Raw genomic sequence first — 7,814 nt, forward strand, 5'->3', positions numbered from 1 at the left:
CATGGTATGAATCTGATCGTTCTGGGGGGATTTCTGGGATCGGGTAAAACCAGCCTGCTGCTTTCTATCGCTGAATACATAAGCGGCAAAGAGGGTGCGTATGCAACCAGACTGGCTATTGTTGAAAATGAGATAGGTAAAGTCGGTATTGATGATGTGATTATCCGTGCAAGCGGTTACAGCGTAAGGTCTCTGTTTTCGGGCTGTATTTGCTGCTCGCTTAGCGGAGATCTTATCTCAACACTGAATGAAATATCTTCAACTATTAATCCTGAATGGGTAATAGTTGAAACGACCGGGCTTGCATATCCTGCAAATATTTGCAGAAAGATCCAGGATTATGCAGACGGTATTGATTCAATATTGAGTATTGTAGTTATAGATGGTCAGAGGTGGAAGATATTTGTAAAATCTGTACCGGATTTAGTCAGGGGACAGGTTGAGAGTGCCGACGTGCTTTTGGTGAACAAGTGTGATCTCTTAAACAATGAAACAATATCCATGCTTCATGATGAGCTGAGTTTGATTAATAATAAGTCAGAGATGTTTTTTGTGAGCGCAAAAAAGGGAATCGAACATTCCGTATGGACAGGGATAATGCATGTATAAATGTAGTGAAATTCATCATCGCCGTTCAGATAAAAAGTTTAATAAACTGACCCTGAATAAAAGTGCGCCTCATCTTAAAGACGCAGCAGTGTTTTCGTCTGAAAAGAGGATCAAGGGAGATTTTAACATAATAGAATCTGAAGTGGTTTCCTTCATCTATCGAGCGGCAGAATGGATAGGGCAGAATGACGGGATTATCGGTCATATAAAGGTTTCCATTCAATCCGGTGATCGATTATCATTTCTCTCCTTGACTGAGGGAGATGTATCAACAGAAAGCATTGGAGGTTCTTTCGATGATTCTGTTGTAATCATTGTTGCCGCCATTGGCATATCGATTAATGAAGCCTTGTTTGTTGCCAAGCTCCGGCAGTTGTTCAATGAAATTGATGCATGATAAGTATTATGATGATTAATGATTTTTCTTTTGAAATAAAGAGGGAAGATATCCTGAGGCTGATCGATTGCCGTGAAGACAGTCCGGTTTTTGGTGCGGTTATGGAATCTTATGAGGAAATATCGCACGATTTGTTTCAAATCATTAAACCGGCGATAATAATGAATTTCGGTATTATTGATGATTCAACCGCATGCGCTCAACTTCCATCAGGCACGAAGGTTTTATATGTCATTGCAACAATAGGACGGGATGCATCTAAAACATGCACGGAATTATTTAAGAATGGGGATTATATAGGCGGTATGCTGGCCGATGCAATGGCCAATTACCACTTTCTCCTGATGGAAAACATCGTAAATGAAATAGTAAAAGAGGAATGTCGCAAGATCAATATGGGAATAGCGGTGAGGCTGGAAGCCCCGAAAGACATCTCGATGAGTTTTCAGAGAATCATCCATAAACAGACGGATTCAGCCGGACTGCTGGGCATTAATATAACCGAAGGAAATATGTTTGATCCTGTTAAGACAATAGGTTTTGTATTAAAGCTGTCAGACGATATTTCGTTATGCAACGTCAATCATAACTGCAGTAACTGTGATTCCATTGAATGTAAGTTTCGCAGCGTCCCGCATGCAGACATAACAGTCATTTTCGGAAATAGAAAATTTATTATGAGCTGCAATGCGGGTGAAAGCCTGCTCGAAGCATTAATCCGGAATAAATATTATCATAATGCGGCGTGCGGGGGGATGGGCACATGCGGTAAATGCAGGATCCGTGTGATAGAAGGCAATCTTGATATTTCACAGGCTGACAGAGATACAATCAATTTTGATGACATACAACATGGATGCAGGCTTGCCTGCAAAGCATACCCCGGGAAGGACTGCACGATAGAGCTCGATTCCGGTTATAATTCCGATTTTACGATAGTAGCGGATTACGATAAAAACAATGACGAAATGTGTTTAAAGACAGATAACAAGTATGCAATAGTCATAGATATAGGGACAACGACAATCGCATCACAGCTTTTTGCAATGAAGAGCGGCGAAGTGATCCGGACATATACTTCGCTCAATTCCCAGAGGATATATGGCGCTGATGTTATCTCAAGGATAAGAGCATCAAATCAGGGCAAATCGGAACCGCTGAAAAAAGCAATCGTAAGCGATCTGAAAAAATGCATCATGGAAATGCTGTCCGCGGAAGGTATTTCTTTACATGAATTATTGAAGATTGTAATATCCGGAAATACGACCATGATCCATTTTCTCATGGGGTATTCCTGCATTTCTCTGGGTGTCTCGCCTTTCACTCCCGTGAATATAGATAGAATTGAGGTTCTGGCAAGCGATATCTTCGGCATTAATTCTGAATGCAAGGTCATAATAATGCCCGGAATATCAACATATGTCGGCGGTGATATTGTTTCAGGACTATTCTGCTGCAATTTTGATACGTTAAAAAAACCGTCCCTTTTTATTGATCTCGGCACAAATGGCGAAATAGCCCTTGGATGCAGGGACGGCATACTGTGCACATCTACAGCCGCCGGACCTGCCTTTGAAGGCGGCAATATTACATGCGGAACGGGAAGCGTTTCCGGAGCAATATGCGGTGTTCAGTTAATCGGAGACGATGTGAAACTTGCAACAATTGGACATCTGCCGCCGAAAGGGATCTGTGGCTCGGGGATAATAGATATTGCCGCAGAATTATTGAAAGAGAAAATAATAGATAGCAGTGGTCTTATGGAAGAAAAGTTTTTCAACAGGGGATTCGCTCTTTATAAAGGGCTGAATGACAGAGAAATTCTGATCACACAGAAGGATGTCAGGGAAATCCAGCTGGCAAAATCTGCAATTCGTTCAGGAGTAGATATTTTGATCAAACATTATGGAATAAATTATAATGATATTGATGCCGTGTTCTTCGCCGGTGGATTCGGGTATACCGTTAACCTTCATAATACCGCTTATATAGGACTCATCCCGGATGAATTTATTGAAAAAACTGAAATAGCCGGCAATACATCGCTTGGCGGTGTTTTTAAATATCTTACTGTGGAACATTCGTTATCAAGAATTGAAAAGATAATTACCAACTCGCGCGAAGTAAATCTGTCGGGAGAAAATGATTTTAACGAGTTGTTTATGGGAAATATTACCTTTTAATTGGTGATTAATATACGTTAAGGAGAATTCTTATGATAGTTCAGGAAATTTCAGAGGCAGTGGGAAAAGGAAAGGTAAAACTGGTGAAGGAATTGGTGAACCAGGCGGTCGTGGACGACATTCCGGTGCAAAGTATTCTGAATGAGGGCTTGATCAGCGCCATGGCTGTAGTCGGAGAAAGTTTTTCGCAGCATAAAATTTTTGTTCCGGAAATGCTGGTAGCGGCAAGAGCGATGACTGCCGGGTTGGCCATTTTGGAGCCACTCATGTCAGACCAGGGAATTGAAACTATCGGAAAGGTGGTCATTGGCACTGTTAGAGGAGACCTACACGATATCGGCAAGAATCTTGTTGCAATGATGTTGAAAGGTGCTGGTGCGACGGTTTATGACCTGGGGGTAGATGTACCTGATATCAATTTCATCCAGAAGGCGGAAGAGGTCGGAGCGGACATTATTTGTCTATCTGCATTATTAACGACCACTATGCCTGCTATTGGGGATGTTATTAAAGAATTCGAGAAAGCTGGAGTCCGGGACAAGTACTGTATAATGATCGGTGGAGCGCCTGTCAATCAGGAATATGCTGATCAGGTTAAAGCGGATAAATATTCACCGGATGCAAATGATGCGTCAATAAAAGCCAAGGATTATCTTCTTTCGAAAAAAAAGTAAACATAAAATCAGAGATGAAATAATGGTCAAGCAGTTCAATACACACGGCATAGTTGTCTCTTGATATTCTTCAAAGGGCTGTAACCAATAAAGATCTGCTGCTTGATGAACAAGAAATGAGCTGGATTGACAGGCTTCGGTGAAGGCGGGACATGATGGGCAATATGCCCTTCATGCACTGGATGTGCCCGAAGAGATTATGCGGATATTATTGCGTGACCTGAATGAAAGATTTAATAAATAAATTTATCGCGCCGCGAGTCATTGGGGTCGTCGGAGCGACCGAAAGCGCAGGAAAGTTCGGTTGCCTCGCGTATCGGGAATTGAAAAGAAGAGGGTATAAGCTCTATCCCGTAAACACTTCCAGGAAGACCATTGACGGGGACAACTGCTTCCGAAGCGTCTTTGATCTGCCGCCGGAAGTGAAGAATATCCTGATTATTCTCCCCCCGGTTAGTACTGAAAAACTGGTCAGAGAGATTACCAAATCAGCCATCGGCATGGTTTGGATGCAAAACGGTGCTGCATCCGAAGAAGCCGTAGCGATATGCATGTCAAAGGGGATTGATGTTATATATGGACGATGCATTCTGATGCACGCCCGACCTGTTCGTTCATATCACCTGCTGCATCGCTGGTGGTGGCTTGCCACGGGTCAGGATAAAATTGATAATCATATTGATTATCGGAAATGCGCATATGGGAAGGTGGCTAAATGACAATTGCAAAAAAATGGGTCATTGTAACCGGGGCGGCTTCCGGAATTGGGAAGGCCATAACTGAAATTTTATCTCTCAATGGATGGGGAGTCTACGCTGCTGATATCGATGAAAAAGGATTATCGCGATACAGGAAAGCTGATGATATAAAGACGATAAAAATTGATATCACGAATGATGATGAAGTGACAAAGGCTGTAAAATTCGTAAAAAGACAAAAAACGGGCCTGTGGGCCGTTGTCAACAATGCGGGCGTTTTCTTTCCGGGACCCCTGATGGATTTCCCCCAGAAACGGTTTGAACGGCAATTTGAGATAAACCTTTTCGGGACACAGAGGATGACAAGGCATTTTTTCCCCCTGTTGCTTGAATCAAAGGGAAGAATAATCAACATCTCAAGCGCCGCCGGGTTCCTGGCAATGCACTTTTCCGGACCATACGCGGCGAGCAAACATGCTCTTGAAGGATGGTCCGATTCGCTGCGCAGGGAACTGATGCCGCATGATGTGAAGGTAACGGTCATCCAGCCCGGGCTTATAAAGACACCCTTATGGGATAAGGATATCGATAACAGGGTAGAACAATTCAGCGGATCAATTTTTTATGATGCTAACAGGAAGAAGATCGAGCATGAAATTCATACGGCAAATGAAAAGGGGATAGCACCTGAAAGAGTGGCTTTAAAAATCTACGAGGCTCTGAGCGCGGAAAACCCAAAACCGAGATATCTTGTCACGGAAAATCAATTTCAATATAGAATCGTAAAACTCCTCAAGCTGATATCCGACACGTTGCTGGATAATCTTATAATGAAGAAAATGTAAACAATAAAAAATTTCTGTGTAAAAGGATCATATATGAAACTGAAAAATATAACCGCAGTAATAACCGGAGCGGGAAAAGGAATAGGGAAAGCCATTGCGCAGTCTTTCGCCGGAGAAGGAGCGAATGTCGTTGTCGTCGATATCGATGAAGGGGAGGCCCTGGCGACTGTGGAAGAGATAAGGAAACTCGGTTCGAAAGCAATTCATCTCAGAACCGATGTGTCGCGACAGAATGATGTCGTTCGTCTTAAAGACTTGGTGGTGAGAGAATACGGGGGACTGGATATCCTTGTGAACAACGCCGGGATCATGGGAAAGCGTTCTTTTATGTTTGCCTCCAATGACGTGGAGTGGAGGAAGATAATCGAAGTAAACCTCTTTGGCTGTTATTATATGACGCGGGTCTTTCTGCCGCTTTTAGTCGAGAGAAAGAAAGGTCGCATTATAAACATGGCCTCTATTCAGGGCAAACAGGCAAGCCCGACTAACTCGGCATATAGTGCATCAAAGCATGCCGTAATAGGTCTTACCAGGACGGTAGCCGTCGAGCTTGGGCTGCTCGGACTGGGAGAGATAACCGTTAATGCCATCTGTCCCGGGGTCGTCGATACAGACCTGGTTTCCGGTCCCGGCGGAGCCGTCGACCAGCTTGCCGGAATGCTGAACACGACACGGGAAGCGGTCATTGAAGAACGAATCAAGCCTATGAGCATACAACGAAGGATGCTCGATGTGGAAGAGATCGCTTCCATGGCCCTCTATCTGGCATCGGAAGAAGGTCGCGGGATAACCGGTCAGGCAATTAATGTCTGCGGCGGGTCCGTGTTTTATTGAAAATGAGACGGGAGGTCGTGATGAAATTATTTTTTTTATCCTCGGGTTATGCGACCGTTCCGAAAGGTCTTTTTGTCAGGGGGGAACACTGGAAAAAGGTCAGGTTTCCCATCCTCAGCATCCTGATAGAACGGAAAGGTGATCTAGTCCTTTTCGACACCGGCCTGGGAGAACGAATAAATGAAGAGATGCGACCTCTCAAATATCGGCATAACTGGCTTTTCAATAAGCTCATCATGAAAATTGATTTCGATCCGGATGTCGATCCCGTGGTAAAACAGATTAAAGCCCTGGGTTATGACACGATGTCGGTGAAACATGTGATAATATCCCATCTGCACTGGGATCATGCCGGGGGAATGCTGGATTTTCCCCATGCCGAATTTATTGTCAGCAGGAAAGAATTTGAGACGGCAACAGCCGAAAAATCACATAAACGCGCGTATATCCGTGAACAATTCGGCAGGGATGGTGTGCTCACTATAAAACAGATAACAACAATCCCGGGTAAGGGATTTCTTACGTTCCTTGATTCCTTTGACGTATTCGGAGACGGCTCTTTTGTTCTTGTCGATCTTCCCGGCCACACCGAGGGATTAATGGGATTGATCCTTACCATGCCTTCTGGAAGACGTTTTCTCTTCGGGGGTGATTCTTTTTATTTTCCCGAGAATCTTGAAAAACTTGCGCCGAAATCGCGGTTGATGAAAACACTGGTTCATGAAAAGGATGAAGCGGACAGGACTATCGCCGCTTTATACAAACTTGCGGCAATGGAGCCTTCTATCGAAATGGTTTGCAGCCACGATCACCGTATTCCCGGAAGATATAATCTTGCGCCGTATTACTATGAATGAGATGAAGGTCTGGAGGATAATTCATGAAACTAAAGGATGTTACAACAAACAGAGAATGTATTCAGGAGCGGATCATAACAGTAACGACCTATGATGCCGGTCCCGGTTATGCCGTTGTTGAAGGACGGCTTGTTGATAATCGCTATAAGGAAAATCATCTGGTGACGGGCGAGAAGAGACCCAAGGGTATTTTTCATAATATGTCAGTGCGTCTTCTTATCGATATGGGTACCATGAAAATTGTCGATGTCGAAGTTCATATGATTAAAACCCCGCGCAAGGATTGTCTTAAAATAGAAAACAGTTTGAGAAAGATTGAAGGGGAGTCGATAGTGAAAGGCTTTACCGGAAGAGTGCAGGAACTGCTGGGACGGGAAAAGGGATGCGCCCATTTGAGGACACTGTTAATAGCCATGTCCTCCGGGGCTATCCAGGGGACCTATGCCATCAGAGCACAGAAGCCTCTGGATTACAGTATTATCGCCGGGAACAAAGACATTGAGAATTATTTTCTTGGAACACTTCTGAATACATGTTATTTGTGGCGACAAGATGGAGATGAATATAAGAAAGTTATTAGTTTGCTTGAAAAGGAGAGGATGAAATAATGCTGGTTTCATTCATTAAATTTAAATTATATCTTGGATTCAAGTAACAAGTGCAACCCTTTCTTGTTAAAGAAGGGTTGACTGCCAACAGGTTTTCTCTTCTTTTGAA

9 protein-coding genes are annotated in these 7,814 nt (G+C 43.5%); all 9 read left to right on the forward strand.

From position 1 onward, the window contains the following. Positions 1-6 precede the first annotated feature (6 nt). Positions 7-609, forward strand: coding sequence for a cobalamin biosynthesis protein P47K (locus tag CVV44_13660; GenBank protein ID PKL38207.1), 603 nt, complete (start codon positions 7-9; stop codon positions 607-609). After that, positions 602-1,006: a hypothetical protein gene (locus tag CVV44_13665; protein ID PKL38208.1), complete on the forward strand. Its 405-nt coding sequence runs from the start codon at positions 602-604 to the stop codon at positions 1,004-1,006. Before CVV44_13660 ends, CVV44_13665 begins: the two co-directional genes overlap by 8 nt. Continuing rightward, a complete protein-coding gene (locus tag CVV44_13670; protein ID PKL38209.1) occupies positions 1,003-3,189 on the forward strand; it encodes a hypothetical protein in 2,187 nt (728 codons plus the stop codon). The genes CVV44_13665 and CVV44_13670 overlap by 4 nt, the downstream gene beginning before the upstream one ends. A gap of 32 nt (positions 3,190-3,221) precedes the next feature. Continuing rightward, positions 3,222-3,863, forward strand: a complete 642-nt coding sequence (locus tag CVV44_13675) for a cobalamin-binding protein (GenBank protein ID PKL38210.1) — start codon at positions 3,222-3,224, stop codon at positions 3,861-3,863. Positions 3,864-4,087: 224 nt separating this feature from the next. Next, the gene (locus CVV44_13680; protein PKL38211.1) at positions 4,088-4,582 is read left to right on the forward strand and encodes a CoA-binding protein; all 495 of its coding nucleotides are present in this window, start codon (positions 4,088-4,090) and stop codon (positions 4,580-4,582) included. Next, on the forward strand, positions 4,579-5,406 hold the full coding sequence (locus CVV44_13685; GenBank protein PKL38212.1) for a hypothetical protein: 828 nt from the start codon (positions 4,579-4,581) through the stop codon (positions 5,404-5,406). The genes CVV44_13680 and CVV44_13685 overlap by 4 nt, the downstream gene beginning before the upstream one ends. 33 nt (positions 5,407-5,439) lie before the next feature. Continuing rightward, positions 5,440-6,240 (forward strand): 3-hydroxybutyrate dehydrogenase, encoded by an 801-nt coding sequence (locus CVV44_13690; protein ID PKL38213.1) that lies wholly within the window; start codon positions 5,440-5,442, stop codon positions 6,238-6,240. 2 nt (positions 6,241-6,242) lie between these two features. Next, the gene (locus tag CVV44_13695) at positions 6,243-7,097 is read left to right on the forward strand and encodes a hypothetical protein (GenBank protein ID PKL38214.1); all 855 of its coding nucleotides are present in this window, start codon (positions 6,243-6,245) and stop codon (positions 7,095-7,097) included. A gap of 23 nt (positions 7,098-7,120) precedes the next feature. Then, a complete protein-coding gene (locus CVV44_13700; GenBank protein ID PKL38215.1) occupies positions 7,121-7,705 on the forward strand; it encodes a hypothetical protein in 585 nt (194 codons plus the stop codon). Positions 7,706-7,814 lie beyond the last annotated feature (109 nt).

It is taken from the genome of Spirochaetae bacterium HGW-Spirochaetae-1 (assembly GCA_002839375.1).
Classification (GTDB): domain Bacteria; phylum Spirochaetota; class UBA4802; order UBA4802; family UBA5550; genus PGXY01.

Excerpts from the sequence above, each read along its gene's own strand:
- CVV44_13660 (PKL38207.1), top strand. The coding sequence starts at position 7 with ATGAATCTGATCGTTCTGGGGGGATTTCTGGGATCGGGTAAAACCAGC.
- CVV44_13665 (PKL38208.1), top strand. The coding sequence starts at position 602 with ATGTATAAATGTAGTGAAATTCATCATCGCCGTTCAGATAAAAAGTTT.
- CVV44_13670 (PKL38209.1), top strand. The coding sequence starts at position 1,003 with ATGATAAGTATTATGATGATTAATGATTTTTCTTTTGAAATAAAGAGG.
- CVV44_13675 (PKL38210.1), top strand. The coding sequence starts at position 3,222 with ATGATAGTTCAGGAAATTTCAGAGGCAGTGGGAAAAGGAAAGGTAAAA.
- CVV44_13680 (PKL38211.1), top strand. The coding sequence starts at position 4,088 with ATGAAAGATTTAATAAATAAATTTATCGCGCCGCGAGTCATTGGGGTC.
- CVV44_13685 (PKL38212.1), top strand. The coding sequence starts at position 4,579 with ATGACAATTGCAAAAAAATGGGTCATTGTAACCGGGGCGGCTTCCGGA.
- CVV44_13690 (PKL38213.1), top strand. The coding sequence starts at position 5,440 with ATGAAACTGAAAAATATAACCGCAGTAATAACCGGAGCGGGAAAAGGA.
- CVV44_13695 (PKL38214.1), top strand. The coding sequence starts at position 6,243 with ATGAGACGGGAGGTCGTGATGAAATTATTTTTTTTATCCTCGGGTTAT.
- CVV44_13700 (PKL38215.1), top strand. The coding sequence starts at position 7,121 with ATGAAACTAAAGGATGTTACAACAAACAGAGAATGTATTCAGGAGCGG.